Raw genomic sequence first — 25,781 nt, forward strand, 5'->3', positions numbered from 1 at the left:
CACTGTGCCCTCTGCAAGTTTCGCGCACGCCTCGCGCTCTGCCTCGACAGCCTCGCGGATGGCGTCGGCGGATGATGGTGTATTGCGAAAGAGAAGTAGCATCTCTGCACACTCGCTATGCAGTTTCTGGAGATTGCCAACCGTCATCGACGCAGGAGGGAACAGCAACCTGTCGATCAAGGTGTCGATGTAATAAGGCTCTCTCATCCCGTCACTCCCATGCGCCGCCGCACCTCGTCCTCGACTGCGCGAAGAAGATCGATGACGCTTCCCGAGTCGATCACGTACACGTCCTCGGCCCATCGCGCATCGCTGTTGTTGATTAGCTTCTCAAAATCATCGTCCGTCAGCCTCGGCACGTCGGCAGGCGGCGAATACCACGCGCGACCCACGCTGTGAATGAACTCAGGGAGTGCCGTGACCGCAATGAAGTGCGCTTCCTTCCACGGTTCTTCGTCTCCCGTCGGTTTGCAGAAGACCATCAGCGCATCGAGTACGTCATCGATAGTCGGCAGGTCGCTCGGCCTCGGCGGGTCGGCGGGCGGCTGCGCTGGAACCAGAACACCGCGAGCGTCGAACACGAGCCCCGGCGCCGGACGGGGCGCGAGATGCTCAGGGCCTTCGACGTTCACCGGCTGCGCCTGTGCATCGCGCTCCGCTATCAGGTGGTCGACGACCTCGCGGCTAATTCGGTCACGCGCGTCCCGGTCTTTGGCGTATGCCTGCTTCTCGAACTCCCGCTGCGCCTGGGCGCCATCGTAGGCTTCGAGCAGCACCTGCACCTGCTCGCGCGAGTACCACGCGACGCCACGGTACAGAAGGGTGCGGATGTCGTCGGGGGTCATGCGTCCACCTCCAGCCACTCGAACTCGCACCAGCTATACTTCGTCGGCGACGCGTACCTGCTCTCCGGGGAGCGCTCCGGATCCTTTCGGTCCACCCGAAGCAGGTACGGCGAACTGCAGCACCCGCACCCGCCGATGATGATCCCGTGCTTGCGGGACAACTCCGTGAGGTCGGCGAGGAACCGGTCGCGATCGGCGTCGGTGACGTACGGGTCGGTGTTCATCATGCGCGCACCATGGTCGGTTCCCGGAGGTCGAACACGAGCTTGCGCATGTCCGCGAGATGCGCCTGCGTCGCAGCAAGCTGCCCCGTGCTGCCGGTGCCGTCGGTCGGGCGCACGCCGGCCTGCCACAGTGCGTCCATGAGGCGCTGGGCTTCCTCGAACTCGATGGCGGCGAAGGCCCGAACTTCCTCGCCCCGAGATGCCGGCGCGAACACCAGTGGCTGCGCCACCGAGAACGTGCCATCGTGCATCCGCACGCCGGCGCGCAACTCGATCTGCGCGTTCCATTCCGCCCTGACGGCGGTGAAGCGGACGAGTTCTTCGATCATGCTGCGATCCTCACGGTCATCTCGTTGATCCCGCAGCGCGCCCAGGCCTTGATCGCCTGGCGCACCGTCGTGTCGTGAACGCCGAAGTGCCGCGCGATTGCTCGCGTCGACATCCCGGCCGCGCGCATCGTGAAGACCTTCGGCGCCTGGGCGATGCCGACCTTGGCGTTCGCCGCCCGGCCGCGCGCGACCCGCAGACTGTGGATCGCGCCAGACTCGTACCGACCCTGCGCGGCGTAGTCCTTGATCATCTTCGTGCGCGGGCCGACGAGCAGGTGCGACGAGGTCATGCACTTCGGGTTGCCGCACGTCGACCAGACGACGTCGCGCGATCCCAGCGGGCGGCCCTCGAGCTCCACCAGCAGGCGCCGGGCGAGTTGGCGCTTGCCGTGCCACATGATCTGCGGGTAGGCCCGGCCGATGATCGCGCCGGCCCACTCGGTGCACCCGCCCTCGCGCACGTACACGTTGCCGCGCAACCAGGCCAGCATCTCCTCGCGCGTGAGCGACTTCCTGCCGGTCGACGCGCGCCGCACTGCTACGTTCGTCACAGGGCCTCCTTGGGGGGCCGGCGAGGCGCGACGTACTCGATCCTCACCGGCACGGTTTCCGCGGCGTAGCGGGGCCGTATCGCAGCCGCAACCGCGTCCGCCTCGCCCCGGGTGCGGTACGAACCGTGCCAGAGCCTCGGGTGCGAGGACTCCGGCGTCGTCCAGTACACGACGCCCCAGCGTGAGGTGACGCGAGTCGTCATTCGACGGCGTCCCCGCCGCGGAACCCGTTGGGGAGGTCTTCGTCGTCGTCAGCGTCGTCGTCGAGCGGCTGCTGCGGCTCGGCGGTCGCGTCGGCGATGACGGTTCCGGCCGGCAGGCGGGCGACCTCGAGCGCGCTCATCGGGCGCGCCTTGAACCGGTTCCTCGTGACGCTGTACAGCGCCTGGGCCGGCGTCTTCGCGATGACGTAGGACTTCGTCTGCGCGTCGGCGTCGGTGATCTCGTAGGGGCGTTCAGCCATTGGTGCTCTCCTTGGTGGCGGGGGGGGTTGACGGATCGGGGCGCTCGCGAGGTGGCGCCAGTGCGCCAAGACCTCCGGTGCCACGTACTGGTGCTTGACCTGGTCTTGGAGTAGTTTCGTCGCCTTCTCGGCGGCCCACGGGCCCCACGACACCAGCGCTTCGCGGACGACGCGCTCGATGCTGTACTGCGGGTACAGCATCTGGTCGGCGTCGATGAGCATGAACGGCCCATCGATGTGCCGCGTGCGCCGCAGCACATCCATGTCAGCGCAGGACGCCTGGAACCCGGTCACGCCGAGTTTGTGCGCGACGTAGTTGAACGCTGCGGTCGCGGCCATGCTCATCGCATAGACGCTCGTTCCGTAGTCGTGCTCCCGGTCGACGAGGGTCTCGATGTAGTTCACCAAGTCCCCCATGCTTTCCGGGCGCTCGACCTCGGCCTCGCGCATCTCCTGCTCGGTCTTCGCCTCGCACTTCATCGCGCGGACTCCTTGGTGAGTTGGTGGTAAATCTCGCCCGCGACGGTGCCGTGCTCTGTGGCCGGGCCATGTGATCCGCTCGTCGGGGTGTCCGCCGGCAGTTCGTTCGCGTCGCGCTCTTCGTCCGTCGGCAGCACGAGATCCATGCCGGCCGAGGAGTACCCGCGCAGCGACGTCAGTGCGAGGTAGTTGATGGCGTTGCAGTGCGGGCACTGGCCGGCCCACACGTTGTAGGCGTCGTCGAGGATCCACTTGGACTCGTAGACGTCCTTCTTGCAGTTGGCGCAGGTGCCGCGCAGAAGTCCGCGGCCCGGTGCTGTGCGCATGGTGCTGATCAGGCTCATCACGCGGCCTCCGCGAGGTCTTCGGCCGCCGGCGGCGCGATCGAAATCTCCGTCTCGCAGCCGAGCTTGCTGAACAGCTTGCCCACCTGCGCTTCGGTCGGGTGGCACTTCACGCGCAGCGTCACGTGCACCGATCCGCCCTCGGCGAGCTCGAACCGGAACTTGTCGACGATGGCGGACTCGAGCACGACATCGCCCTTGCCGCTCGCGCCCCAGTGCACCGTCACCGTCGCGCCGACGATCTCCCCGTCCCAGTGCAGCGGGCCGAGGCTCGGGAAGCGCAAGTGCGGCAAGTAGTTCGGATCATCGATCAGGTCCGCCTGCTCTCCGGCATCGGGGGCGCGGAACATCATGCCCTTCAGGCTCGGGTGGAACTCCGAGAGGATGTCGTTCCCGGTAGACCACGAGAACTTGATGTCGGCGGCCGGCTGCGGGTCTTCGCCGTGAAGTTCGGCGCGCGTGTTCAGGTGCGCGAGGGTGACGCTCTGCTTTTCCAACGAGAATTCGATCACGAGGACTCCTTGAGATTGCGCCGCGCTACGCGGCCTGCTGTTGCTCTTCGACGATACCGGCGGCCTGCAGGCGCTGCTGCAGCGCCGGAGATCCGCCCATGCTGGCGATCGACTGGACTAGATTGGAAATCTCGCGGTTCAACTCGTCCACGCGACCCGCAAGCCGTTGATTCTCCTGCGCCTTCTCGCGTCGCCGACTGGACGACGCCGCGGCGACCGCGCGCTGCAGCTCCACCAGCGCGGCGGGGCTGGCGAGCTCGTCACGCACCAGCGACAGCAGGCGGGCGTCGGCGTCCTCGCGCGGCACTTCGACCCCGCCGCAGACGGACGGGCCCCGGTCGTTCCGCGCCGAGCATCCGTACCGGCGGGCGTCGACGGCGACGACCGGCCCTCCGCAGCGCCCGCACTTCAGCAGCCCGCCGAACATCGTCCTCGGCGCCGCCCCCTTGCCGCGCCCACCGTGCAGCCGCGGCGAGTCGCGCCGCGCGCGCCGCGTTCCACAGGTCGTCGCTGATGATCCGCAGCTCGGGCGCCTCGACGGTCTGCCACTCGCTCGCCGGCCGGTCCAGGCGCACGCGCCGGCCGGTGTCTGGATCCTTCACCCACTGCGAGCGGTTCCAGATCATTCGGCCGATGTAGAGCAGATTGTTCAGCACGCCGGAGCCCTTGGCGGGGCTGCCGTACAGCGCCGACACTGCCCAGGTGCCGCCGCGCGGCGACGCCACTCCGATCCGGTTGAGCTCGTGCGCGATGTTCCGGGCCGAGACGCCGGCCCCGGCGTACTGTTCGAAGATCCAGACGACCCAGCGCGCGCGCTCCGGGTCGATCTCCAGGCGATGCCCGCCGTCGACCTCGATCGATCGGTATCCGTAGGACAGGCCCCCAGCGTGCATGCCCAGGGCGACCCGGCCGGCGAGCCCCCGATGCGTCTTCGCCCGGATGTCGTCGAGTAGGTGCTCACTGAAGACCGCCTTCATGCCGCGCATCAGCTTGCCGCCGGCGGCGCCCGTGTCGTAGCCGTCCGCGACGCCGACGATCCGGACGCCCCTGTGCTCGAGCCGGCGCACCACGCGCTCGGACTCGACCAGGTCGCGCGACAGGCGATCCAAGCCCTCAAGCAGCAGCACGTCGAACCGACCCGCCAGCGCATCCGCGAGCAGCGCCCGGCCGCCGGCACGCGCCGCGACCGGCGTCGACCCGCTCACGCCGTCGTCGCCGTGCACCGCGACAATCTCCCAGGACTGCGCGGCCGCGCGAATGCGGCAGATGCGCTCCTGGTCCGCGAGGCTGGCCTCGCTCTGCTTATCGGTCGAGAAGCGCGTGTAGATCGCGGCGCGGATCATCGTCGGGTTCCTCGGTAAGCGCCGGTGCATCATCCGCAGGCGCGCGCGCCCCGTCAAACTCGTCGACGATCTGCTCGGCGAGCATGCGGATCAGGGCGCGCAGGGCGTCGGTCACGCCGCATCTCCCGTGCGCGGCCGCGCCTCGATGGGTTCGACGCGCACGCGCCACCGGAAGACGACGATGGAATAGATGGATCCTCGGTCGTCAGGCCGCAGGAGACCGTTGGCGTCTCTCCATGCCTTGCCCACGAACCCCGGCCCGCCGTTCCAGAGCGCATGCACCGACGTCACCTCTTTCGCACGCTCTCCGTCGATGAAAACGTTGAAATGTCGATCCGCCGGGCGCCGCGCGTCGAGCGCGACAATGAACGGGAAGATCGACTTCATCCCTTAATCCTGTGCCGGTGCACCGCCACCACGCCCGGTGGCAGGTTCTCGGTCTCCGCCGCGATGAACCCAGTCCCTTCGCTTTGCCCGGTCGCGCGCAGGAAGTCGACCTCCACGCGCGCGCTGTCGATCAGCGTGCCAGCGACCTGCGCGACTGCCTTCGCGCGGTCCAGGTCCATCGGCGCATCCTTCGAGCGAAGATCGCGCAGCGTCGCGAAGAGGTGCTCGCGCAGCTCCTTGATGTCGTTCATGCCTGCTCACGCTCCCTGCGGTTGATCTGGCGCACGATCGCGCCCTTGATCTGCGACAGCCGCGCGATCTCCGGGCCGTGCCGGTGCACGGTGTTGCGCCTCATCATCTCGGCCCGGTTCACCAGCTCGACGGCGTCGAGCGTGATCTCGGCGAGCGTCTGCGTGCGCCGGCCTGGCCGGAAGACGACGACGTGCCCGGCCGGGACCGGGCCGTGCGCCTCGATCCAGACCAGCTCGTGCACGCTGCGCCAGCGCTTCGACGGCGAGCCGCTGTTCTCGCTCACCTTGAGCTGCAGGTACCCGTCGCCGCTGATCCGGTACGACCCGAGCGGGAGCGTGTTGTGCGGCGCCTGGCCGGGCTTGAATCTGGTCTCGCCGTTACCGGTGGGCATGTAGTGCAGCTCGCGATTCCAAGGCGTGTCGCCGGCCTTCCGACGCGTCGCGACGCCGGCCGCCGCCAGGTGCGGCCCGTGCGACTCGGACATGTACGCTGCGGTCTTGCGCAGGCCGAGCTGCAGCGCCTTCGTGTAGACGCTCGCCACCGGACGCTCGAGCAGGCGCGCCAGCTCGGGTGTGCGCGTCGTCGGGTACCGCTCGCGCAGCACGGCCAGGTCAGGCCCGGTCCACGGGCGGCGCTTCATGTCGGGTACAAAAGTCACGCAGCCTGCTTCTCGGTCGGAAACGGCCACGCGACCTGGTCGACGACCTCGGGTTCGGTCTTCGCTTGCGCGGGGCCGGGATCGACTGTCTGCGCCTCGGCGCACGCCGGGCCGAGCTCCAGTTCGTCGCCGGCCGTCTCGACCTTCACGCCCTCGGACACGAGGTCGACCAGCGTCTCCTGGGCCGCGACGGCAGCCGAGAACGTGCTGCTCGCCACGTGGCGGATGGCGGACGCCTGGTTCGCCGCGCGCACGAGGCGCTGGGCGTCGGTCTGGCGATTCGTGACAACGTAAATTCTGGTGGGGGTCGCGCCTCGGGGGGGGGGGGGGGGGGGGGGGCGGGGGGGGGGGGGGGGGGGGGGGGGGGGGGCGCCGGGGGGGCGGGGGGGGGGGGGGGGGGGGGGGGGGGGGGGGGTGGTCATGCGCTCTCCTGGGTTTTTCTTGTCTAGAACGGAATGTCGTCGTGCATCCACTCGGAACACTGAATGTCGACTTTCACGGCATCGGCTGGCGGCTCGCCGTCGAATTTGCGGCACCAGCTTCCCTCGAAGTGGTCGCAGTGCTCGCAGCTCATGACGATGCTCTCCAGTGGGTTAAGCAGCTTGCGCAGCGCCTGGCGCTGTACCAGCAATTCGGCTCGGGTCATCGTTCTCACTCCAGGCAATCCCGACAATCTCGGGCCACTTCCCTGACTCGTTTACGCGCACGCCCGCAGGCCTGCGCAGCTCGTAGCCGTCGGCAATCCAATCGAGCGCCTGATTGACGCCGCCGGGCATGTAGTCCCTGGGCGCACGCCGGGCCCACCACAAGCGCGCCTTCTCGCCAGCGAATCCGGGGTGGTCCAGGCACACCCACTCGCTCACCACGCGCCGCAGGCCGCTCATGTAGTCCACGCGCAGGCTGTCGGGCGCCCCGGCCTTGCAGTGCCGCGAATAGCGCACGTCGGTGACTGGGTAGTCATGCAGCTTCGACGCCAGCTGCGCGGACAGGATCGCGGCGTTGCTCGCGGCCTGCGCGCCCTTGTCCTCGAGCTCGCGCAGCTGCGCGCCGCACTCGGGGCACACGAGCGCGCTGGCCGGGCGCACGTGCGCGCCGCAGGCGTCGCAGATGGCATAGGGCGCCCCGGCGTCCGCCGAGCCCTTGCGCTTCTTGCGGCCGCGGATCGTGTCGATCGGTCCCAGGCGCTCGGTGGTGTCGCTGAAGTCCAGCCACAGGCAGTCGGTCTTGCCCGGTGCCGGCCTGGTGCCGCGGCCCGCGCCCTGCACGTACAGCACCGGCGACCTGGTCGGGCGGCACCAGATCACGCAGTCCACGTCGGGCACGTCGAACCCGGTCGCCAGCGCCAGCACCGTGACCAGGCAGCGTAGGCCTCCCGCCCGGAATGCGGCGACGCGCTCCTCGCGCTCGCGCTTGTCGGTCTCGCCGCACACGAGCGCCGCGGTGACGCCGGCAGCTACGAGCTCGGCGACCAGGTGCTCGGCGGTCGCGACGTTCGGCGTGAACGCGATCCACTTCTTGCGGTCACCGGCGATGGCGAGCGTCTCGCGCACGACGCCCGGGATGTAGCGGTCGACACGCTCGGCGAGCTCGTCGATCCGGTAGTCGCCCGACACGATCGCCAGATCATCGGTGTCGATCCGCGTTGCGAGCGCGTCCTGCGGGCGCACGAGCGGCGCCAGGTGCCCGGCCTCGAGGAGCTCGGCCATTGGCACCTCGCACGCGATCCCGTGAAAGAGCGGGTCGTCACCGTCGGTGAGCCACACCCCGTTTCCGCGGAATGGCGTGGCGGTCAGGCCGACCATGGCGAGCGAGTTGTACTTGCCAAGATCAGCGACGAACTGTCGGTACCGTCCCACGCCATCCGGGCTAACCAGGTGCGCCTCGTCAACGATCACGCATCGGATCGCGCCCAGCAGGTGCGCGTCGCGGTAGATCGAGCCGATGGTCGCCACGATCACGTCGGCATGCTGATCCTTGCGGCCAAGGCTCGCGGAGTAGTAGCCGACCGTGCGGTGCGCCGGCATGATTCGCGCGAGCTTGTCGGCGTTCTGCTCGGCGAGTTCCTTGCTAGGCACGAGCACCACCGTGCGCGGCCTGTCGTCGGGCCACGTGTCCCACAGCAGGCGAACGAGCTCGGCGATCACCACCGACTTGCCCGATCCCGTGGGCATCACAACGAGCGGGATCTGGTGCGACTCATGGCGCGTCCACCAGGCGTACACCTGATCCAGCGCGCGCTGCTGGTACGGCCTGATCACGAACATCACGCCACCACCCGCCCCGCGAACTCATCGCGCGTCGCCTTCAGCTCGGGCTCTCCGATCGCGCGCTTGTCGCTGCACGCGGCGAGCTCGTCGCTCGAGTAGCCTTCGGGCCGGGGCCCGTTCATGAACTGGTGCCCGGTGAGCTTGTTGCGGTAGACGACCGCGCTGTCCACGGCGTCTGTCTGCTCGGCCCAGTTCGCCAGCAGGATCGGGATCACCCGGTGCTCAGTGCACGCCTGGCGCTGCACGTCCTCGGAGAGCCTGATTGCGTGGCTCTCGCACGACCAGGTGCCGTCACGCTCGGGAGTCACGTGCGCGCAAGATCGGCACGTGGCCGCCGGCGCCGCGTCACCGTGGCAGTGCGCGTGGAAGTGGCAGAACTTGCATTCGAACCACGCCGGGTCGTTGCTGATCTTCGGCGGCGGCTCGGCGGCGAAGACAACGGACTCTGCGCGCGCGATCAGCCGGTCGAACTCGGCGCGATCGCGCTCCACGCGCTCGATGTGGATCTCGTCGGTGTCCTTGACCACGAACATGAAGACGGCGCGATCGAGGTCCGCCAGGTTCATGTAGAGCTGCGCCTGCGCCCAGTACTTCGGGTACTGCTTCCGGAACCCGTTGCGCTGCAACTCGGCGTACTTCTTCGACGCGATGGTCTTCGCGTCCCACAGGTGCGGTGTCTTCGGCGCCTCGGGCAGTCCGAGGATGACTGCATCCATGTGCCCGCGCAGGTGGCCGCCGAGCGCCTGGACCGCGAACTGTCGGCCGTCGGGCTGGCGGTCCCACACGGTGATTCCAGCCGCGCGCATGTCCTCGATCAGCCAGGCCTCCTCGCGGTGCCCGCGCTCGAACAGGCGCAGCATTCGCCCGTCGAAGCGCTCGCGCGCGACCCATCGAAAGCCGAGCCACAGGCGCCGCGCGCACGGCTCTCCGAGGACAGAGCACCCAAGGTACGGGCGCTCGTCCTGTTCGGCTTCGCGCCGCTCGTACAGGCCGTAGATGGCCTGTACGAGCGAGTGCGTAGGTGCGGGAATGGATGCCACGTCAGGCTGCCGCGCGCTTCCAAGGAGGCGTCGACACCGCCGCGGGCTGCGTCACGGGAGCTGACGGTGCGGCCATCGGAGGTGCGCCGGGCACCATCGGCATCGGCGCCGGCTGGCTTCCGATCGCCTCGAACGCGGTGACCTCGTTCTGGTCCTCGTACTGCCCGGTCTGGTCGCGGCGGACCTTTACCTTCGCGCGCACGGTACGGTTGTGGAGCTGCGCCGTGTCGACGATCTGCAGCACGCCGGCGGCATGGCACAGCGACGAGAGTTGCGCCTGGCCGATGCGCTCGGCCTCGGGGCTCTGGTTGCGCAGGTTGATGCGCGCGAAGAGCTTGCGGCCGCGGTGCTCGCCGTCGACGACTTGCAGCGTGAAGACTGCCATCTGGCCCGTTCCGTTCTTCGTCGGCTTGATCTCCGATTCGACGATCATCGTCGCGTAGACGCCGGCTGGAAGGACCTGAAAGGCCTGTTGCGGTGCGACGCTCGAGGCGTCGAAATTCAAGTGCGCCAAGGTGCTAACTCCTGGGTGACGGCCGCAGAAGCGGCGGGGTTGTCCGCTTGCGCGGAAACTTTGTTGATGGATGCCGCCTGCTCGATGCCGCGCCCCATGGCCTGCATGAGGGCGGGCCACGACAGCGGAAGTTCGTGCGGTAGGTTGTAGCGGTTCTTCGCGAGGTAGGCCGGGCGCTCGCTCGTGTACATCACGCGTTCGCCCGTCGTCACGCCGCGCGTGACCTTCTTGTTGAATCCGACGTCGGTGGCTGTCGTGAAGAGCTTGTAGTTCGCGAACAGGACGGCGTCACACCACTCCTGCACAAGCTGGGAGCTGCGCTCCTGAAGCTTCGGCATGAAGCGATCGAACGGCTCGACCTCGGGTGAATCGAATCGCTTGACCTGGCAGTGGGAGAGCAGCACGACGGCCATGCCGCGCTCGTTGCGAAGCGCGTTCAGGCCGTCGAGCAAGCCGCGCCAGTATTCCGCGGCGATCACCGCGCCCTTGCCGTAGGCGAGGTCGGAGGCGCTGTACTTCGCGTTGATCGCCGACCAGATCAGTTGGTCGGCCCAATCGATCGTGTCGATGACGACCGTACGGAAGTCGTGCTTCTCGGTGTAGAGAACGCCAATGGCGTCGAGGACGTCCTGGTGCGACGTGGCGAGTGGGAAGCGCGCGACACCGAGCTCATCGGCGCCGTCTTCGGTCTGGATGAAAATCGGCGCATCGGCGTGCGCCCCGAACGTCGACTTGCCCACGCCGTGGCTCGAATACAGCATGATCCGCGGCGCGCGCACCGCCTGGCCCCGCGTGATGGACTTCAGGTCGATCGCCATTAGATTTCCCTCTGTTGAGTTGGGCGGGCCGCTTCCTGCGCGGTCTGGCCACGATAAATTCGGTACTTGAACGTTGCTCGGTGGACACCGGACTTGCGTGCCGCTTCAGCGAGCGTCAGGCGCTCTCCATTCAGTTCAACAAAGACGTTCCGACGGGTGTTGTTCGACTGCTCGACAGGAGACGCCCAACGACAGTTTTCCGGCTCGTAGTTGCCGTTCACGTTGATTCGGTCGAGGGACGTTCCGTCTGGCCTCACCCCCATGTCGTGGAGGAAGACAGAGAACGACGACCACCGATCGCAGATCGTGATTCCGCGCCCGCCGTATTTTTCGAATGACACGTCGCCCGGATTCAAGCAGCGCTGTCGCATTGACTTCCACGATCGGTACGTCGGCGTGTTCGTCATCGCGTGCGTGAACCGGGCGCACCCGCACGACGTGTGTTTCCCGCGTGCGAGATCAGGACCGGGTGCGATCAGTTCCCTTCCGCAGTCACACCGGCATTTCCAGAGTGCGACTCGGCGATAATCAGAAGCCGCACGCTCAACGACAGCCAGCGTCCCGAATCGCATGCCGGATACATTCTTGGCTCGCTGCGGCACGTCAGGCTCGCACCGAGATCGATGACTTGGCTTTCTTGGACGTGATCGCCTGAGCCACAATCCCATAGACATCAGGCTCGTGGTCCAGCAAGTACCTGATTCCCTTGAGGTCCAGCTTCGCGGTCTCGACGAACGTGATCGTACGCAGACGCTCGGGCACGCGATCCATCACCGCGCGCCAGGCGGCCTCGTCGATCGTGCGCGTGATCTTCGACGTGATCGTCAGCTTCGAGCCGTCGATGAGCTCGTGCGTGGCGCTGCCCTCCTCGGGCTCGCCCATGAGGGCGATGATGCGTTCCTCGATCGCGACGCGCCGCTTGTTGGCGGCATCCTCGTCGCGCTTGGCGTCGATCCAGTCGACGACGAGCTCGTCCACGGACTGGACTGGGTGCAGTACGGCGCTCATGCGGCGCTCCTCGTGTCAGGCGCGCCAGGGGCCGGGCGCGCGGCGGCGTTAGATTCGGCCTGCTTGCGCAGGCGAGCGAAGGTCTTGCGGATGTCGGTGTGATCCGCGGGCCGGTAGGGAACCGGGTAGCGGTGTCGGTCGGTGAAGGAAGGGCGCTTCACTTGCACAGCTCCGGCGGCACCATCACCGAGAACGGCGTGCGCCCGGTGAACCAGTCCGCGGCGGCGACGCCGAGCAAGATGCACAGCAGCGCGAAGATCACCACGCCGGCCAGCGCGCCGACACCGGCCCCTTCAGGTTGGCGCGGGCGCTTGAGAAGGTCGCGGGTGCTGTTCATCGCGCGCCCCTGAGCATCCGACCGTCCGCGATCCGCACGACCGCAGAGGCCTCGGCGATCCGATAGGCATTGATGACGCGCGCCACAGCAATGCTTCGCTCGACGTCGGTCTTGTACTCGACGGCGGTGAGGTCGCGCGCGGCGGCGAGCACCGCGTCGAGAAGGTGGAGCTGCGAGGCCGTCCTCATCCCGTCGCCGTCGAGCGCGCTCCAGAGCGTCTCGGAGAGCAACTCTTGGCCGGCGGCGCGAAGCTCGTCATAGACCGCGGCGCTGGTCGATTCGTAGCGCGCGGTGTACGCCTCGCGCTCGTCCGTGTGCCGGCGGTGCGCCGCGTCGCGCGCGGCGTCGATGGAGATGGCGATGGCGCTCATGCGACCACCTCCGGCGCATCGACTTCGACGAACGCGCCGTCGGCGTCCAGCACGTACCAGGTGTCGGCCTTGACGCCGTCGCGCCCGGCGACCGCCGCGCGGATGTGAACGATCGAACCGTCGTCCGCACGATGGCACAGCACGATCGCGCTGCCGGCACGCGCCATCGCGCGGCCTTCAACTCCGACGGAGACGGCGACCGAGTGTTCGCCCGTGGCGCTCGCCGCACCCTGGTCGCCCGTGGCGCTCGCCGCACCCTGGTCGCCCGTGGCGCTCGCCGCACCCCGGTAGCCCGTGGCGCTCGCCGCACCCTGGTAGCCCGTGGCGCTCGCCGCACCCAGGTCGCCCGTGGCGCTCGCCGCACCCCGGTAGCCCGTGGCGCTCGCCGCACCCTGGTCGCCCGTGGCGCTCGCCGCACCCCGGTAGCCCGTGGCGCTCGCCGCACCCTGGTCGCCCGTGGCGCTCGCCGCACCCTGGTCGCCCGTGGCGCTCGCCGCACCCTGGTCGCCCGTGGCGCTCGCCGCACCCCGGTAGCCCGTGGCGCTCGCCGCACCCTGGTCGCCCGTGGCGCTCGCCGCACCCCGGTCGCCCGTGGCGCTCGCCGCACCCTGGTCGCCCGTGGCGCTCGCCGCACCCTGGTCGCCCGTGGCGCTCGCCGCACCCCGGTCGCCCGTGGCGCTCGCCGCACCCAGGTCGCCCGTGGCGCTCGCCGCACCCCGGTAGCCCGTGGCGCTCGCCGCACCCAGGTCGCCCGTGGCGCTCGCCGCACCCCGGTCGCCCGTGGCGCTCGCCGCGCCCTGGTCGCCCGTGGCGCTCGCCGCACCCTGGTAGCCCGTGGCGCTCGCCGCACCCCGGTCGCCCGTGGCGCTCGCCGCACCCTGGTCGCCCGTGGCGCTCGCCGCACCCTGGTAGCCCGTGGCGCTCGCCGCACCCTGGTCGCCCGTGGCGCTCGCCGCACCCCGGTCGCCCGTGGCGCTCGCCGCACCCTGGTCGCCCGTGGCGCTCGCCGCACCCTGGTAGCCCGTGGCGCTCGCGCCTTCTTCTGTCGTGCAGCGCGAAACGATCCAGTCGATCGCGCGCGTCACGAGCTCGGGAATTCCGATCTCGGCCTCGATCGTCAGGCGTGCCGCAGCGATCTTCGTGTCCTCGCCGTCGCCCTTGCGGTCGATCTCGCCATGCGCTCGCACGACGGCGAAGCGGCTGCCGGACGGCGGGTAGTAGCCGAAGACGTCCAGCGGGTACTCGACCGCGTGCAGGCCGCTCGAGCAGATCTTGACCGGGCCGTCGTGCTCGACGGTCTTGCCGACCTCGTACTGCATGCCACGGCAGCGCAGCTCGCTGTCGAAGCCCTTGATGCAGACGAGACCGTCGTCTGCTGCGACGTTCGCCGGCTTCTTCTTGACCGCCATCGCTTTCCCCTCGTATTCCGCCGGTGGTCCGCGCCGGCACGGGCCGCGAACTGCACGGCGTGACGGGATAATCACATACGTGTTTTCCTGTGTCAACACGTTTGTGTTGTCGCGGGCAAAATTTTTTCGCTAGGGCTTCCGGCCAGCGCGGGTAGTGCGCGTGATGGGCATCTTCGCCTCGACGTCTGCGTCCGAAACTGTCTCCATGACGGAGATTCCACCGCATTGGGGAAACACACAGGTGTTGACCGAAACAACACATTCGTGTTCAGATATGGCCATGGAACACCTTGACCGCGCAATCAGCATCGTAGGAAGTCAATCCGCTCTCGCGACGCAATGCGGTGTCGTTCAGGGCGCCGTCTCGAACTGGCGGCAGCGAAAGTCGATTCCGGCGGAATACTGCCCGGCGATTGAGCGTGCCACTGCCGGCGCCGTTCGCTGCGAGGATCTCCGCCCGGATGTCGACTGGTCCGTGCTCCGCGATTCCGCAAGGGTCGCCTGACGTGGCCAGCGACCCCGGCCCCATCCGCATCGACATGCGCCCGGCGTTGCAGCTCGTGCGCCGCATCCTGCAATCGCCCGCAGGCGTCGACCACGCGACGCACATCCTCGCGATGATCAAGGACGGCAATCTCCTCGAGGTCATCTCGGGCAGCGACGGTTCCGACCTGCGCGCCGTCCCTTCGCTCGAGCTGATGCGCGTGGCCGACGCTGCCGGCGTGGAGCGCGTGGCGTGAACACCGGTTTTCACGAATGCGCGCGGACCGCGAGCTTGCGCAGTCGCTCCGCCAGGTCGTCTGCCGCCGCGGCCAGGCGCTCGAGCTGCACTGCCAGCGGTTCGGTGCGCACCGGAATCGGATCTCGCTGCCACGTGCGCAGCGGGTGTGTCGGGTCCGGTTTCTCATTCACTTCGGGCTCCTGAAAGGATCGCCATGGAGTCGGCGATTCGCGAACGCTCGCCTGAAATCGAACGTCCATGCACGTCATCTGTCTTGACGTCGATGGACATACGGCCGGCGCAGGCATCTCTGAAGCTCGTGCGTCGGGCCGCCCCGAACGACGAGCCCATCGAGAAGGTGCGCCGCTGCAAGTCCAAGGGGCATGCGTTCTCGCTCGCGTGCAATTCGTCGCTCCTCGAGGACAAGGAGATCGCCGACGGCATTGATGTCGATGCGGCCTACCTGTCCCGCATGAAGCAGGGCAAGGCCTCTCTGGACGCCGACAAGCTCGCCGAGTTCTGCTACGTCGTGAACAACCGGATCTATGCGGAGTGGCTGGCCTACCAGACCGGCTGCACGCTCGTGCAGATCGAGTCCGAGACGGAGCGCCAACTTCGCATCGCGCGCGAAGAGGTCGAGCGCCTGCGCATGGAAAAGCGCGTGCTCGTCGACGCGCTGAACGGGAGATCCGCATGACGGGCGTCGCGCAGGCCTGCGAGCTCGACTCCTTGCGCGCGCGGTTGCTCGAGCTGACGGACCGGGTTCCCGCATCGCTCCTGGGGGGGGGGCTCGCACCAGGCGGCCGTCGCTTGGAAGAAGGCGGCATTCAAGGCGCGGCGAATTGCGGGCCTTTCCAGGCCTGGGATCGCGCGCATGCGTGAACTGCAGAACACGCTCGAGGCATACGGGGAGTGATGTCGGTCTCGTCGATCGGAGACGCCCGGTCTCCGCTGTCCTTCGCGCGCCGCTACGCCCGCATCGGGTGGCGGGTGTTCCCGCTGTGGTGGGCGCAGGAAGTCGATGGCCAATGGCGGTGCGCATGCGGACAGCCTGGCTGCAAGACCGCCGCCAAGCATCCGATCAGCGCGGCCGCGCCGCAGGGGCAGAACTCGGCCACGACGGAGCTCGAGCAGATCGAGCGGTGGTGGCGTCAGTACCCGCAGGCCAACATCGCGGTCCTGCTCGCGTCCTCGAACCTGGTGGCGATCGACATCGATCCGCGCAATGGCGGACTGGACACGATCGCCGAGATCGAGGCGCGCCACGGCCCGCTCGAGTCGGACGTGCTCGCGTTCACCGGCGGCGGCGGCGAGCATCGGGTCTTCTCGGTGCCAGCTGGTCAGGCACTGCAGCTGCCAGGCAAGCTCGGGCCCGGCGTCGACGTCAAGCACAACGGATACATCGTCGTCGAACCCTCCACGCACGTCTCCGGTCGGCGCTACGCGTTCGAGGCCTCCAGCGATCCTCTGGAGGGCGCTGTGGCGTCGCCACTGCCAGATTGGATCCGCGACCTGGCGCGGGCGGCGCCGGCTTCTGAAGTCGGGGCCGCCGCGGCGCGCGCGCCGTTGCCGGACGGGGAGATAGACCGGCTGCGCGCGGCACTGGCCGTGATCCCGTCGGATGATCGGGAGACCTGGCTGCGCGTTGGCATGGCCGTGCACAACGACGTCGGCGGCCAGGATGGGTTCGCGCTGTGGGATTCATGGTCGCAGTCGTCCGCGAAGTACGACTGCGTCGACCAGATGCGGGTGTGGCGGTCGTTTCGTCGGCGCCCGATGGGGGAGGCGGTGCAGCTGCCCACCATCTGGGCGCTGGCCTACGACCACGGGTTCAAGCATCAGCGCCATGAGCCGGCCGGCGCCGGCGCGTTGACGTCCGACGAGGTCGAAGCGCTGACGACGGACCCGCAGATAAGGATCGTCGACGGTTCGCGCGTCGGAGCGCGGCCGATGCCGGTCACGAGCCTGAACGAGATCGTCGCTTGGGCGAGTCAGTCGTCCGCTCAGACCCACGTGCTGGCGAGCCAGGCCGCGGCGCTTGCGATCATGTCGGCGTGCGCGTCGCGCCGGTACGTGAGCGAGCACGGGGACCCTGCGCACGTGTTCATCGGGGTGCTCGCGCCGACGGTGAGCCAAGTGCGCTACGCGCTGCACGTCGCCGAGCAGCACATCATGTCGGCGGGCCTGCGCTCGATGGTGCGCGGCCAGCGCTTCACGTCCCCGGCCCAGCTGTACGCCGCGATCCTTCGAAACCCGTCGACGCTCTACCTGGCCGACGACTGGGGTGACCAGCTGCGATTCGCCCGGCGCCAGCCGAGTGGCTTGCTCGAGCAGGCGCTCTCGATCCTGTCCGGGCGCGTGCACGCCGGCCAGACCATCGCGCTCGACAACTGGGCCGAGCTCGGTTTGAAGCCAGACCGCGGTCAGCCTGTCCTGCCGACTCTGTTTCGCCCCTCCATGTCGCTCCTGGCCGCGGTCGCTCAGGCGCAGATGGCGAGCCTGTTCAAGCGCAGCGAGTTCGCGCGCGGCGCGCTCGACTCCATGTTGCTCGTCCCGACGATCGATGGCGACTGGGTTGATCGGCCCGCCGCCCGAATTGCCGAACTGCCGGCGGTGGCGCTGGAGGCCATGCGTGCGCTACGCGGGTTCGAGCCCGGGCAGACCGAGCCGGCGATGGACCAGCTGATGAATTCGCTGGCGCTCCAGGAGCCGACACCGATCGTCGTGCGGTTCGTGGCAGACATCCAGTCCGTGGAGCGCACGTGGATCGAGCGCGCAGCGCGGCTGCCGCTGTCGGCGCGCGCGCTCGCGCTCGGCGCGCGCCGCACATTGCGCCGGCTGTGCACCGCGATGGCGGCATGGGCAAACCCTCGCGAGCCGGCCGTCACGCCCGAGGTCCTAGCCTGGTGCAACGCCTTCGTCGGAGAGTGCCTGCAGGTCACGCTCGAAGAGTTCGAGCTCCTGGGCACGGACGACGACGACAAGCCCGACGCCTACCAGGCGCTCCTCGACGCGATCACGCGGGTCGGTCCGTGCGGGATCCCCCGGCGTGACCTCCACAAGGTCTGCAAGCCGTACCGCAAGCTCGGACACGACGAGCGTGGGAAGTTGCTCGACGCCATGGTCTCCGACCAGGTGCTCTACACGATCCCGACCGTCTCCGGACGCGGCGTCAACTACGTTGCCGGGCGATTCGTCCAAGAGGTGGCAGCGTGAACGGGTGCCTGGGTGACCAATGGGTGACCGGTGTTCGTCTCCCGCTCGATTGGCTCCTGGCGCTGGTTTTCGTCGAATGGGTGACCGGGAGACCGAGAAAGATCGTTTCCTTGAAGGACCCCTTTTTCCTTAAGAGAAAAAAATTCCCTATTGGTCACCCAGTCACCCAGTCACCCACAGCCGAAACCCGCACCAGGAGCCAATCGAGCGGGAGAAGGGGTCAAAAAATGCGGTCACCCACAGTCACCCATTCGCCGCAGTGCAGCAATTCTAAGGAGATCATCGCGTGAAGCTGATCAGCAACCAGGTCGCCGCGACCGAGTTTCCGGTCGTGGACCTGACCCGCGACCAGAGTGCTGTGCTTGAGCAACTGGTTGAATTCGCTCGCGGACGAGGTCCGGATGCGGTGGCGACATTCTCCGGCTACGCCGGCGTGGGCAAGACGACGGTCGTCGGCGAGCTCGTGCGCGCGCTCCCGGACATGCACGTTGTGGTCGCCGCGCCCACGAACAAGGCCGTGGCCGTTCTGCGCGAGAAGGTCGGCGAGTGCGGTGCGGAGTTCGCGACTGTCCACAGCCTGCTCGGCTTGCGGCTTCGCGAGACGCCCGACGGCGGACAGACGTGCGTTCCCGAGGGTGATCCGCTGCTGCACACCTACCAGCTCGCCGTGGTCGACGAGTGCTCGATGGTGAGCGAGAGTCTCTTCGCATCCATCCTCTCGCGCCGCGGCCGCTGCCGTGTCGTCTTCGTCGGAGACCCCGCCCAGCTCGCCCCCGTCGAGGCTCGTCGCGGCGAGCTTTCCCCGACATTCGGGTCCGCCATCCGCGCCCGTCAGGCGCTTACCGAGGTCGTACGCCAGGCGCGAGAAAACCCGGTGATTCGCATCGCCACCATGGCTCGCGAGCGGATTGCCTGCGGACAGGACATCGGGCTTTCCGATATCGCCGCGGCGCTTGCTCCCGGAGACGAGCAGTTCCTGTCGATCATGGACGGCGGCACCTGGCGCGTGGCCGAGATCGCCGCCGACGCAATCGGCGCAGGCCTGGACGTGCGCGCGCTCGCTCACGACAACCGGACCGTCCTGCAGCTGAACGCCAGCATCCATGGCCTGTTGCACCCGGGAGCGCCGACCTGGATCCCAGGTGTGCCCGTCATCGCGCAGTCCGAATTCGCCATGCGCGGCTCCAAGGTCGGCGAGCGTGTGCGCGTGCGCAACAGCGACCTCCTGACCGTCGTGCGCACCGAAGAAGACGTCCACGAGGAAGATGCTCATCGTCCGGCATGGCGCCTCGAACTCGAGCTGCCAGACCGCCAGCGCGGGACCGTCTTCGTGCCTGTCGACACGCTGCAGTGGCAGCGCGACGTCACGACGCTCTTCACCGAACACAAGGCCGCCAAGGTCCAAGCGATGACGGCAAGCGGCGCGCAGGCCTACGCACTTCAGGACACTGTACGCAAGGCGTCCGCCGCCGGATGGGCGTTGCGCAACCGGTACGCCGACATTCGCCACGCCTACGCGATGACAGTGCACAAGGCACAGGGGTCGACCTTCGGCGCCGTCATCCTCGATTGGGCGAGCTTCCAGCGCTGCCCGGACGTCGGCGCTCGCGCGCGGCTGCTGTACGTCGCTCTCACGCGGACGTCGAAATTCGCAGTCATCTGCGCATGATCGAAACCCCGTTCATCACCCTGCAGTACCCGATCTCGGTGAATCGCTACTGGACGATCAACCAGCGCGCCAGGTCGATCTTGCCTACCGAAGCCGGAAAGGCCTGGAAACAAGCCGCAAGGTCGCTGGCGCTGTCGCAGGGTGCCAACCACCAACGGGTCGCCTCCGGGCCTGTGGCGGCCGAAATCGTCCTGCTGCCGAGGAAGAAGAGCGACGGTGCGCCGAGCTCCGTGCGCCTGGACCTCGACAACTGCCTGAAGGTCGCGCTCGATGCCATGCAGGGCATCCTCTTCGACAACGACAAGCAGATCGTCGAGCTGCACGCATGCGTCGGGTCGGCCGTCACGGACGGAGCGCTCATGGTTCGCGTGAGGCCAGCATGAACACCATCACCGAGATCTCAGTGTCCGATCGACTTCAGGAAGCCGTCGATGCCGGCGTCATCACGTGTGCCCACGCCGACGCGATCGCACTCGCCTTCGACGAGCATGCCAGCGGATGCTGCTCGGTCCACCTCGAGCGCCTTGCGCACGACGAGCGTGCCGCGCTCGATCGCGTGTGCGATTGGCTGGAGCGGCGGCGGTGACGACGATCGCCTGGGATGGCACCACGCTGGCTGCAGATCGGGCGTCGTGGTCCGGCGGAACGCGCCGCCGCGTGCGCAAGGTCGAGCGCATCGTGGCTGCGGACGGACGGGTCTTCCTCGCCGCGTTCTCCGGAGACGGTGCCTTCTGCCATGCGGTCAAGCTTTGGATGCGGGGCGAGGCCGACCGGCCTGATCCCAAGGAGTTCGACCTCGAGGCCGGGACCTACTGCGCCATCGTGATAGACGAGCGCCGGCGCGTGTGGCTTCTGACTGCGCTGCTGCACTACCTCCCGTTCCGAGAGCACCTGTTCGCCGGCGGTGCCGGTCAGGAGTTCGTCTGGGGAGCGCTCGAAGCTGGCGCAAGCGCCAGGCGCGCGGTCCAGATCGCCGCCAAGCGCTCCGACCACGCAGGGCTAGGCGTGGACTGCGTGAGCTTCCGGCGGAGTGCGCAATGAGCGCGCGTCCTACGCGCGGCGAGCGCTACGGCTCGACCGCCGCGAGCGGCCGTCTGACCTTCTCGGCGGAGCGGCGCACGGCGGGCGACATCGTCGCCGCCGCCGGGATGGCGGCCACCGTCGAGCACCTGGGTCTCGCCCTGTGGCGCGTGCGCTACGCCAACGACCGCAGCGCTTTCCGCCACGGGCGGCAGCTGCTGCTCGCCAAGGTCATGAACGTCGCCAGGCGCCGGCGCTGGCAGGAACAGCCCAAGGTCATCAAGCTTCTGGCGTTTCGGGTCTTCCAGTGGGCCGTCTTCAGCGTCTGCCCGGTGTGCACCGGTCGCGGGCACCCGACGCTGGACGGCCAGCCGATGGCGCTCTCCGACGACCTGTGTCCGGCCTGCCGCGGCGACGGCGTGACCGCGATCGAGCGTGCCGTGCCCGTCCAGCACATCGGCCGGGCCAAGGACATCGCCGATCTCCTGTGGCAGTCCGACCAGCATCTCGACCGGCGCATCGCCGCGCGGCTGGCATTGCACATGGCGACAAGGGCATCTACAATCAGCGCTGCGGCACACAGAGGCCCGGGAGTTCCGGGCCACAACTCCAACGACCGCCCACCTTCGGTGGTTTCGCTCGCCCTCGAAAAGCCCGCTTCCCGCGGGCTTTGACGTTTCTGAGGTCAACCATGGCGACACGCAAGCGCGCGGCGCCGCAGGAACGCAAGGCGCTCCCGGGGCGCCCAACCAAGTACGACCCGCTGTACGTCGAGCGCGTCTACAAGCTCGGGCTGCTCGGTGCGACCGAGAAAGAGATGGCCGAGATTCTCGGCGTCAGCCTCAAGGTGCTGGCCGAGTGGAAGAACCGCCATCTCGATTTTCGTGACGCCATCGTGCGCGCGCGCGCGGATGCAGACGCGGCGGTAGCGCACAGCCTGTATCACCGGGCGCTCGGGTACAGCCACCCGGCGGTGAAGATCATGCAGTTCGAGGGCGTGCCGATCACGGTCGAGTACACGGAGCACTACCCTCCTGACACGAACGCGGCGAGCCTGTGGTTGCGCAATAGGCAAGCCGCGCGCTGGCGCGACAAGCCGACGCCGGATGGAGATGAAGACGCTCCGGCGCCGGTGAAGATCGAGATCAGCGTGAAGGACGCGAGGGTCCGCGATGACGATCGCCCCGACGCTGAATCGCCCTCAGGCTGAATTCCTCGCGCTACCGCACAAGTTCCGAGCGTTCGTCGCCGGGTTCGGTAGCGGCAAGACGTGGGTCGGTTCGTCGGGGCTTTGCAGGCATTCGTGGGAGTGGCCGCGCGTGAACGCCGGCTACTTCGCGCCGACCTATCCGCAGATCCGGGACATCTTCTATCCGACGATCGACGAGGTCGCGCACGAGTGGGGCCTGCGCGTCGACATCCACGAGTCGAACAAGGAAGTGCACGTTTTCTCCGGTCGCAAGTACAGGAACACGATCCTGTGCCGCTCGATGGAGAAGCCCGGCGACATCGTCGGTTTCAAGATTGGCCATGCGCTGATCGATGAACTTGACGTGATGCGCGCGGAAAAGGCGGCGACCGCCTGGCGCAAGATCATCGCGCGCATGCGCTACAACATCGACGGCCTGGGCAACGGCGTCGACGTGACGACCACGCCCGAGGGCTTCAAGTTCGTGTACGCCCAGTTCGTGAAGGCTCTGCGCGAGCGTGCGTCCCTGTCGAAGCTCTACGCTCTGGTACAGGCCAGCACGTACGACAACGAGGCGAACCTTCCGGATGGGTACATCGACAGCCTGCGCGCGAGCTATCCGCCGCAGCTGATCGACGCGTACCTGAATGGCCAGTTCGTCAACCTGACGAGCGGGTCTGTCTACCCGAACTTCGATCGGCAAAGGAACCACACGTCTGCCGTCGAGTTGCCCGGGGAGCCGCTGCACGTCGGGATGGACTTCAACGTCATGAACATGACGGCCGAGGTCAACGTCATCCGCAGCGACCTTCCGATCACGGTGGCCGAGCTCGCCGGAGTGCGGGACACACCGACGATGGCGCGGATGCTGAACGAGCGCTATCGCACCGGAGATCGTGTCCATGCGGTCACGATCTACCCCGACGCGAGCGGGCAGGCCACGAGCAGCAAGAACGCGTCCGAGTCCGACCTGTCGATTCTGCGTCAGGCCGGATTCACGGTGCGCGCAGAATCACGCAACCCAGCGGTGCGCGATCGCGTTCTCGCGGTAAACGCAATGCTGCTCAACGACAAGGGTGAGCGGCGCTGGTCGATCAATACCGACCGATGCCCGAAGCTCACCGAGTCGCTCGAGCAGCAGGCGTATGACGCCGGCGGAGAGCCCGACAAGACCAGTGGACACGACCATGCGAATGACGCCGTCGGGTACTTCATCGTCAAGCGCTGGCCCATCGCACGACACGTAACGAGCGCGAGAACAACCGGACACTGAAATGCCTGTCGACACCAAGCACCCAGCCTACGAGGGCGCCGCTCGCCTCTGGGCGAAGTGCCGCGATGTCGTCGCCGGCCAGGAGGCCGTCCACGCGGGCGGCAAGACCTACCTTCCCCAGCCGTCTGGCTACAGCACGTCGGAGTACGAGGCGTACAGGGACCGCGCGCTCTTCTACAACGCCACGGGGCGCACCGTCGACGGCATGAGCGGGCTCGTGTTTCGCCGCCCGCCGGCGGTCGAGCTCCCGGCATCCGCCGAGTTCCTGCTCGCCGACGTCGACTCGGGCGGCACGCCGCTGCTCACGCTGTGCGAGAAGACCGTCGATGATCTGCTCGTGACGGGCCGCGTCGGGCTGCTCGCCGACTACCCCACGATCCCGCCGGGCGCGACGGCTGCCGATGCGCGCAGCGCCGGCGCGCGGCCGCGCGTGCGGATGTACCGCGCCGAGGACATCATCAACTGGCGCGTGGACGAGGTGCGCAACCGCTGGCAGCTCACGCTGGTCGTGCTTGCCGAGTGCGCCGAGATCAGGAAAGACGAGTTCACGGCCGAGCGAGTCGAGCGCATGCGTGTGCTGTCTCTGGCCAGCGGCAAGTACGAAGTGTCGCTGTGGCAGGAGAACGAAAGCACGCACGAGTGGGTTCCGGTCAACGAGCCGCAGCAGCCGCGCATGAACGGCAAGCCGATGGACTTCATCCCGTTCGTGATCTGCGGGCCGATGGGCTCGGCGCCGGGCGTGGTCAAGCCGCCGATCCTGGACATGGTCAACGTCAACCTGTCGCACTACCGCACGACCGCCGACTACGAGCACGGGCTGCACTTCACGGGGCTGCCGACACCCATCGTGACCGGGCACAGCTTCGAGCAGGGCGAGACGTTCGCCCTGGGGTCGTCCATCGTCAAGGCGTTCGCGAACCCGGACGCCAAAGTGTTCTTCCTGGAGTTCGCCGGCGAGGGCCTCACGAACCTGTCCAAGCGGCTCGAGGAGAAGGAGCAGATGATGGTCTCGCTGGGCGCGCGCATGCTCGCGTCCCAGCAGCGCGGCGTCGAGGCGGCGGAGACGGCGGCGATTCACCGTTCGGCCGAAAACAGCGTGCTCGCGTCGCTGGCCAATGCCGCCGGGGGCGCGCTCACCGCGGCGCTGACCTGGTGCGTGCAGTGGACGGGCTCGCAGGAACCCGCGCGCGTGCCGCTGAACACCGACTACCTGCCCACCGGCCTGTCCGCGCAGGAACTGACCGCACTCGTGGCCGCGTGGCAGTCGCGGGCGATCAGCCACGAGACGCTGTACGACAACCTGCAGCGCGGCGAGATCGCGCAGCAGGGCGTCATGTTCGACAGCGAGCGCGAGCGCATCGACGCCCAGGGCCCGGCGCTCGGTAGCCTCGGAGGGCAGGGCGCCGCCGGGGCAGCGTGATGGCCTCGGTCAACGACGTCATCCGCGACCATGTCATCGGCCACCAGGTCGACCTGACGCACTACGCAAACGGCGTCGTGGAGCGAATGATCGCGATCCTGAACCGGACGGACAAGGATCTGTTCGCGCAGTTGACCTCGGCGCTCGAGCAGATGGATGCCGCATCGTTCACGGCAGACCGCCTGGAGGAGCTGCTAACCTCGGTGCGAGTGCTGAACCGCCAGGCGTACCTGAAGATCGAGCGAGAGCTGACCACGGAGCTGCGTGCGTTCGCCGATGTCGAGGCGCAGTTCCAGTACGAGCTGTTCACCGAGCCCATGCCGCCCAGGGTGCTCGCCAACGTCACCGTCGCGACGGTGAGCGCAGAACAGGTCTACGCGGCCGCGCTGGCGCGACCCTTCCAGGGCCGGCTGCTGCGCGAGTGGGCAAGCGGAATCGAGGCCGACCGGATGGTGCGCATCCGCGACGCGATCCGCACGGGCTACCTGGAGAACCAGTCCATCGGCGAGATGGTCAAGCGCATCCGCGGCACGCGCGCGAACAACTACGCGGACGGGCTGCTCGAGATCGACCGGCGCCACGCGGAGGCCGTGGTTCGCACGGCGGTCTCGCATACGGCCGGGTTCACGCGCGACAGGTTCCAGGAAGCAAACGCCGACCTGATCAAGGCGGTGCAGTGGCTCTCGACGCTGGACAACCGGACGACGCCCATCTGCATCATCCGCGATCGCAAGGAGTACACCAACGACTCCGAGCACAGGCCGATCGGGCACAAGATCCCGTGGCTGGGCGGGCCTGGTGCGGCGCATTGGAATTGCCGGTCGACCAGTACCGTCGTGTTGAAGTCCTGGCGCGAGATCGGGCTGAACATCGATGACTTCCCAGAATCGACCCGTGCGAGCATGGATGGCCAGGTGGCGGCGGAAACGACCTATCCGCAGTGGCTCGAGCGTCAGAACGCCGGGCGGCAGGACGGCGTGCTGGGCCCGACGCGTGGCGCGTTGCTGCGCAGCGGCGGCCTGAAGGTGGAGCAATTCTTCAACGACAAGGGGCGGTTCCTGACGCTCGAGCAGCTGCGCGAGCGCTCGCCAGGAGCGTTCCGGCGGGCCGGCGTATGATCG

General features: G+C 68.0%; 38 protein-coding genes and 2 pseudogenes. 13 read left to right on the top strand and 27 right to left on the bottom strand.

The window, feature by feature from the left end:
- Positions 1-203: 203 nt before the first annotated feature.
- From IPJ61_RS18755 to IPJ61_RS18875, 26 genes and pseudogenes are all read right to left on the bottom strand, one after another.
- On the bottom strand, positions 204-845 hold the full coding sequence (locus IPJ61_RS18755) for a hypothetical protein (protein WP_297111429.1): 642 nt from the start codon (positions 843-845) through the stop codon (positions 204-206).
- Complete coding sequence (locus tag IPJ61_RS18760; protein WP_297111431.1) at positions 842-1,072, bottom strand: hypothetical protein; 231 nt, start codon at positions 1,070-1,072, stop codon at positions 842-844. The genes IPJ61_RS18755 and IPJ61_RS18760 overlap by 4 nt, the downstream gene beginning before the upstream one ends.
- Entirely contained in the window at positions 1,069-1,398 is a 330-nt protein-coding gene (locus IPJ61_RS18765) for a hypothetical protein (RefSeq protein WP_297111434.1), read from the bottom strand. Before IPJ61_RS18765 ends, IPJ61_RS18760 begins: the two co-directional genes overlap by 4 nt.
- On the bottom strand, positions 1,395-1,949 hold the full coding sequence (locus IPJ61_RS18770; protein WP_297111437.1) for a helix-turn-helix domain-containing protein: 555 nt from the start codon (positions 1,947-1,949) through the stop codon (positions 1,395-1,397). The genes IPJ61_RS18765 and IPJ61_RS18770 overlap by 4 nt, the downstream gene beginning before the upstream one ends.
- The gene (locus IPJ61_RS18775; protein WP_297111440.1) at positions 1,946-2,152 is read right to left on the bottom strand and encodes a hypothetical protein; all 207 of its coding nucleotides are present in this window, start codon (positions 2,150-2,152) and stop codon (positions 1,946-1,948) included. Before IPJ61_RS18775 ends, IPJ61_RS18770 begins: the two co-directional genes overlap by 4 nt.
- A complete protein-coding gene (locus IPJ61_RS18780; RefSeq protein ID WP_297111443.1) occupies positions 2,149-2,892 on the bottom strand; it encodes a hypothetical protein in 744 nt (247 codons plus the stop codon). Before IPJ61_RS18780 ends, IPJ61_RS18775 begins: the two co-directional genes overlap by 4 nt.
- Positions 2,889-3,236, bottom strand: a complete 348-nt coding sequence (locus IPJ61_RS18785) for a hypothetical protein (RefSeq protein ID WP_297111446.1) — start codon at positions 3,234-3,236, stop codon at positions 2,889-2,891. The genes IPJ61_RS18780 and IPJ61_RS18785 overlap by 4 nt, the downstream gene beginning before the upstream one ends.
- Positions 3,236-3,748 (bottom strand): hypothetical protein, encoded by a 513-nt coding sequence (locus IPJ61_RS18790; RefSeq protein WP_297111449.1) that lies wholly within the window; start codon positions 3,746-3,748, stop codon positions 3,236-3,238. Before IPJ61_RS18790 ends, IPJ61_RS18785 begins: the two co-directional genes overlap by 1 nt.
- A gap of 25 nt (positions 3,749-3,773) precedes the next feature.
- Positions 3,774-4,055 (bottom strand): hypothetical protein, encoded by a 282-nt coding sequence (locus IPJ61_RS18795; RefSeq protein ID WP_297111453.1) that lies wholly within the window; start codon positions 4,053-4,055, stop codon positions 3,774-3,776.
- Between the two features lie 18 nt (positions 4,056-4,073).
- Positions 4,074-4,175: pseudogene (locus tag IPJ61_RS22430) on the bottom strand (recombinase zinc beta ribbon domain-containing protein); the annotation flags it as partial.
- 64 nt (positions 4,176-4,239) lie between these two features.
- A pseudogene (locus IPJ61_RS18800) lies at positions 4,240-5,124 on the bottom strand (recombinase family protein); the annotation flags it as partial.
- A complete protein-coding gene (locus IPJ61_RS18805) occupies positions 5,051-5,206 on the bottom strand; it encodes a hypothetical protein (protein ID WP_297111459.1) in 156 nt (51 codons plus the stop codon). The gene IPJ61_RS18805 and the pseudogene IPJ61_RS18800, both read right to left, overlap by 74 nt.
- Positions 5,203-5,478 carry a hypothetical protein gene (locus IPJ61_RS18810; protein ID WP_297111461.1) on the bottom strand — a complete coding sequence of 92 codons (276 nt, stop codon included), beginning with the start codon at positions 5,476-5,478 and terminating at the stop codon, positions 5,203-5,205. Before IPJ61_RS18810 ends, IPJ61_RS18805 begins: the two co-directional genes overlap by 4 nt.
- The gene (locus tag IPJ61_RS18815; protein WP_297111464.1) at positions 5,475-5,729 is read right to left on the bottom strand and encodes a hypothetical protein; all 255 of its coding nucleotides are present in this window, start codon (positions 5,727-5,729) and stop codon (positions 5,475-5,477) included. The genes IPJ61_RS18810 and IPJ61_RS18815 overlap by 4 nt, the downstream gene beginning before the upstream one ends.
- Positions 5,726-6,388 carry an HNH endonuclease family protein gene (locus IPJ61_RS18820; RefSeq protein ID WP_297111467.1) on the bottom strand — a complete coding sequence of 221 codons (663 nt, stop codon included), beginning with the start codon at positions 6,386-6,388 and terminating at the stop codon, positions 5,726-5,728. Before IPJ61_RS18820 ends, IPJ61_RS18815 begins: the two co-directional genes overlap by 4 nt.
- Positions 6,385-6,606, bottom strand: a complete 222-nt coding sequence (locus tag IPJ61_RS18825) for a hypothetical protein (RefSeq protein WP_297111470.1) — start codon at positions 6,604-6,606, stop codon at positions 6,385-6,387. The genes IPJ61_RS18820 and IPJ61_RS18825 overlap by 4 nt, the downstream gene beginning before the upstream one ends.
- 227 nt (positions 6,607-6,833) lie before the next feature.
- Positions 6,834-7,034 carry a hypothetical protein gene (locus IPJ61_RS18830; protein WP_297111473.1) on the bottom strand — a complete coding sequence of 67 codons (201 nt, stop codon included), beginning with the start codon at positions 7,032-7,034 and terminating at the stop codon, positions 6,834-6,836.
- Complete coding sequence (locus IPJ61_RS18835; protein WP_297111475.1) at positions 6,982-8,646, bottom strand: DEAD/DEAH box helicase family protein; 1,665 nt, start codon at positions 8,644-8,646, stop codon at positions 6,982-6,984. Before IPJ61_RS18835 ends, IPJ61_RS18830 begins: the two co-directional genes overlap by 53 nt.
- 5 nt (positions 8,647-8,651) lie before the next feature.
- Entirely contained in the window at positions 8,652-9,695 is a 1,044-nt protein-coding gene (locus IPJ61_RS18840; RefSeq protein WP_297111479.1) for a PDDEXK family nuclease, read from the bottom strand.
- Between the two features lies 1 nt (position 9,696).
- Positions 9,697-10,200 (bottom strand): DUF669 domain-containing protein, encoded by a 504-nt coding sequence (locus IPJ61_RS18845; RefSeq protein ID WP_297111482.1) that lies wholly within the window; start codon positions 10,198-10,200, stop codon positions 9,697-9,699.
- Positions 10,197-11,027: an ATP-binding protein gene (locus IPJ61_RS18850; protein WP_297111485.1), complete on the bottom strand. Its 831-nt coding sequence runs from the start codon at positions 11,025-11,027 to the stop codon at positions 10,197-10,199. The genes IPJ61_RS18845 and IPJ61_RS18850 overlap by 4 nt, the downstream gene beginning before the upstream one ends.
- Positions 11,027-11,368, bottom strand: coding sequence for a hypothetical protein (locus IPJ61_RS18855; RefSeq protein ID WP_297111486.1), 342 nt, complete (start codon positions 11,366-11,368; stop codon positions 11,027-11,029). Before IPJ61_RS18855 ends, IPJ61_RS18850 begins: the two co-directional genes overlap by 1 nt.
- Before the next feature lie 262 nt (positions 11,369-11,630).
- Positions 11,631-12,035: a DUF7173 family protein gene (locus tag IPJ61_RS18860; protein ID WP_297111489.1), complete on the bottom strand. Its 405-nt coding sequence runs from the start codon at positions 12,033-12,035 to the stop codon at positions 11,631-11,633.
- A 157-nt stretch (positions 12,036-12,192) separates the two neighbouring features.
- Positions 12,193-12,372: a hypothetical protein gene (locus IPJ61_RS18865; protein WP_297111492.1), complete on the bottom strand. Its 180-nt coding sequence runs from the start codon at positions 12,370-12,372 to the stop codon at positions 12,193-12,195.
- Positions 12,369-12,743 carry a hypothetical protein gene (locus IPJ61_RS18870; RefSeq protein WP_297111495.1) on the bottom strand — a complete coding sequence of 125 codons (375 nt, stop codon included), beginning with the start codon at positions 12,741-12,743 and terminating at the stop codon, positions 12,369-12,371. The genes IPJ61_RS18865 and IPJ61_RS18870 overlap by 4 nt, the downstream gene beginning before the upstream one ends.
- Positions 12,740-14,152, bottom strand: a complete 1,413-nt coding sequence (locus IPJ61_RS18875; protein ID WP_297111498.1) for a DUF7666 domain-containing protein — start codon at positions 14,150-14,152, stop codon at positions 12,740-12,742. The genes IPJ61_RS18870 and IPJ61_RS18875 overlap by 4 nt, the downstream gene beginning before the upstream one ends.
- A 280-nt stretch (positions 14,153-14,432) precedes the next feature.
- Between IPJ61_RS18875 and IPJ61_RS22435 the strand changes: the two genes are divergently transcribed.
- Together IPJ61_RS22435 and IPJ61_RS18880 are read left to right on the top strand one after the other, a co-directional pair.
- The gene (locus tag IPJ61_RS22435; protein WP_366505928.1) at positions 14,433-14,657 is read left to right on the top strand and encodes a helix-turn-helix domain-containing protein; all 225 of its coding nucleotides are present in this window, start codon (positions 14,433-14,435) and stop codon (positions 14,655-14,657) included.
- 1 nt (position 14,658) lies between these two features.
- Positions 14,659-14,892, top strand: a complete 234-nt coding sequence (locus tag IPJ61_RS18880) for a hypothetical protein (RefSeq protein ID WP_297111501.1) — start codon at positions 14,659-14,661, stop codon at positions 14,890-14,892.
- Between the two features lie 10 nt (positions 14,893-14,902).
- On the opposite strand, the gene IPJ61_RS18885 is transcribed toward IPJ61_RS18880, so the two are convergent.
- Positions 14,903-15,064 carry a hypothetical protein gene (locus IPJ61_RS18885; protein ID WP_297111503.1) on the bottom strand — a complete coding sequence of 54 codons (162 nt, stop codon included), beginning with the start codon at positions 15,062-15,064 and terminating at the stop codon, positions 14,903-14,905.
- 92 nt (positions 15,065-15,156) lie between these two features.
- On the opposite strand from IPJ61_RS18885, the gene IPJ61_RS18890 reads away from it, so the two are divergent.
- From IPJ61_RS18890 to IPJ61_RS18940, 11 genes are all read left to right on the top strand, one after another.
- Positions 15,157-15,570: a hypothetical protein gene (locus IPJ61_RS18890; protein WP_297111506.1), complete on the top strand. Its 414-nt coding sequence runs from the start codon at positions 15,157-15,159 to the stop codon at positions 15,568-15,570.
- A gap of 218 nt (positions 15,571-15,788) precedes the next feature.
- A complete protein-coding gene (locus IPJ61_RS18895; protein WP_297111509.1) occupies positions 15,789-18,089 on the top strand; it encodes a bifunctional DNA primase/polymerase in 2,301 nt (766 codons plus the stop codon).
- 286 nt (positions 18,090-18,375) lie between these two features.
- A complete protein-coding gene (locus tag IPJ61_RS18900; RefSeq protein ID WP_297111512.1) occupies positions 18,376-19,758 on the top strand; it encodes an ATP-dependent DNA helicase in 1,383 nt (460 codons plus the stop codon).
- The gene (locus tag IPJ61_RS18905; RefSeq protein ID WP_297111515.1) at positions 19,755-20,141 is read left to right on the top strand and encodes a RusA family crossover junction endodeoxyribonuclease; all 387 of its coding nucleotides are present in this window, start codon (positions 19,755-19,757) and stop codon (positions 20,139-20,141) included. The genes IPJ61_RS18900 and IPJ61_RS18905 overlap by 4 nt, the downstream gene beginning before the upstream one ends.
- Positions 20,138-20,344 (top strand): hypothetical protein, encoded by a 207-nt coding sequence (locus IPJ61_RS18910; RefSeq protein WP_297111517.1) that lies wholly within the window; start codon positions 20,138-20,140, stop codon positions 20,342-20,344. Before IPJ61_RS18905 ends, IPJ61_RS18910 begins: the two co-directional genes overlap by 4 nt.
- Positions 20,341-20,799: a hypothetical protein gene (locus tag IPJ61_RS18915; protein ID WP_297111521.1), complete on the top strand. Its 459-nt coding sequence runs from the start codon at positions 20,341-20,343 to the stop codon at positions 20,797-20,799. The genes IPJ61_RS18910 and IPJ61_RS18915 overlap by 4 nt, the downstream gene beginning before the upstream one ends.
- A complete protein-coding gene (locus IPJ61_RS18920; protein ID WP_297111526.1) occupies positions 20,796-21,452 on the top strand; it encodes a hypothetical protein in 657 nt (218 codons plus the stop codon). Before IPJ61_RS18915 ends, IPJ61_RS18920 begins: the two co-directional genes overlap by 4 nt.
- A 17-nt stretch (positions 21,453-21,469) precedes the next feature.
- Positions 21,470-21,988, top strand: coding sequence for a hypothetical protein (locus IPJ61_RS18925; protein WP_297111529.1), 519 nt, complete (start codon positions 21,470-21,472; stop codon positions 21,986-21,988).
- Positions 21,951-23,240, top strand: a complete 1,290-nt coding sequence (locus IPJ61_RS18930) for a terminase large subunit domain-containing protein (RefSeq protein WP_297111533.1) — start codon at positions 21,951-21,953, stop codon at positions 23,238-23,240. The genes IPJ61_RS18925 and IPJ61_RS18930 overlap by 38 nt, the downstream gene beginning before the upstream one ends.
- A 1-nt stretch (position 23,241) precedes the next feature.
- Positions 23,242-24,660 (top strand): DUF4055 domain-containing protein, encoded by a 1,419-nt coding sequence (locus IPJ61_RS18935; protein ID WP_297111536.1) that lies wholly within the window; start codon positions 23,242-23,244, stop codon positions 24,658-24,660.
- Complete coding sequence (locus IPJ61_RS18940) at positions 24,660-25,778, top strand: structural protein (protein WP_297111539.1); 1,119 nt, start codon at positions 24,660-24,662, stop codon at positions 25,776-25,778. Before IPJ61_RS18935 ends, IPJ61_RS18940 begins: the two co-directional genes overlap by 1 nt.
- Positions 25,779-25,781: the final 3 nt, after the last annotated feature.

Origin of the sequence: Tessaracoccus sp., from assembly GCF_016714275.1 — a bacterium.
Taxonomy (GTDB): Bacteria; Actinomycetota; Actinomycetes; order Propionibacteriales; family Propionibacteriaceae; genus Arachnia.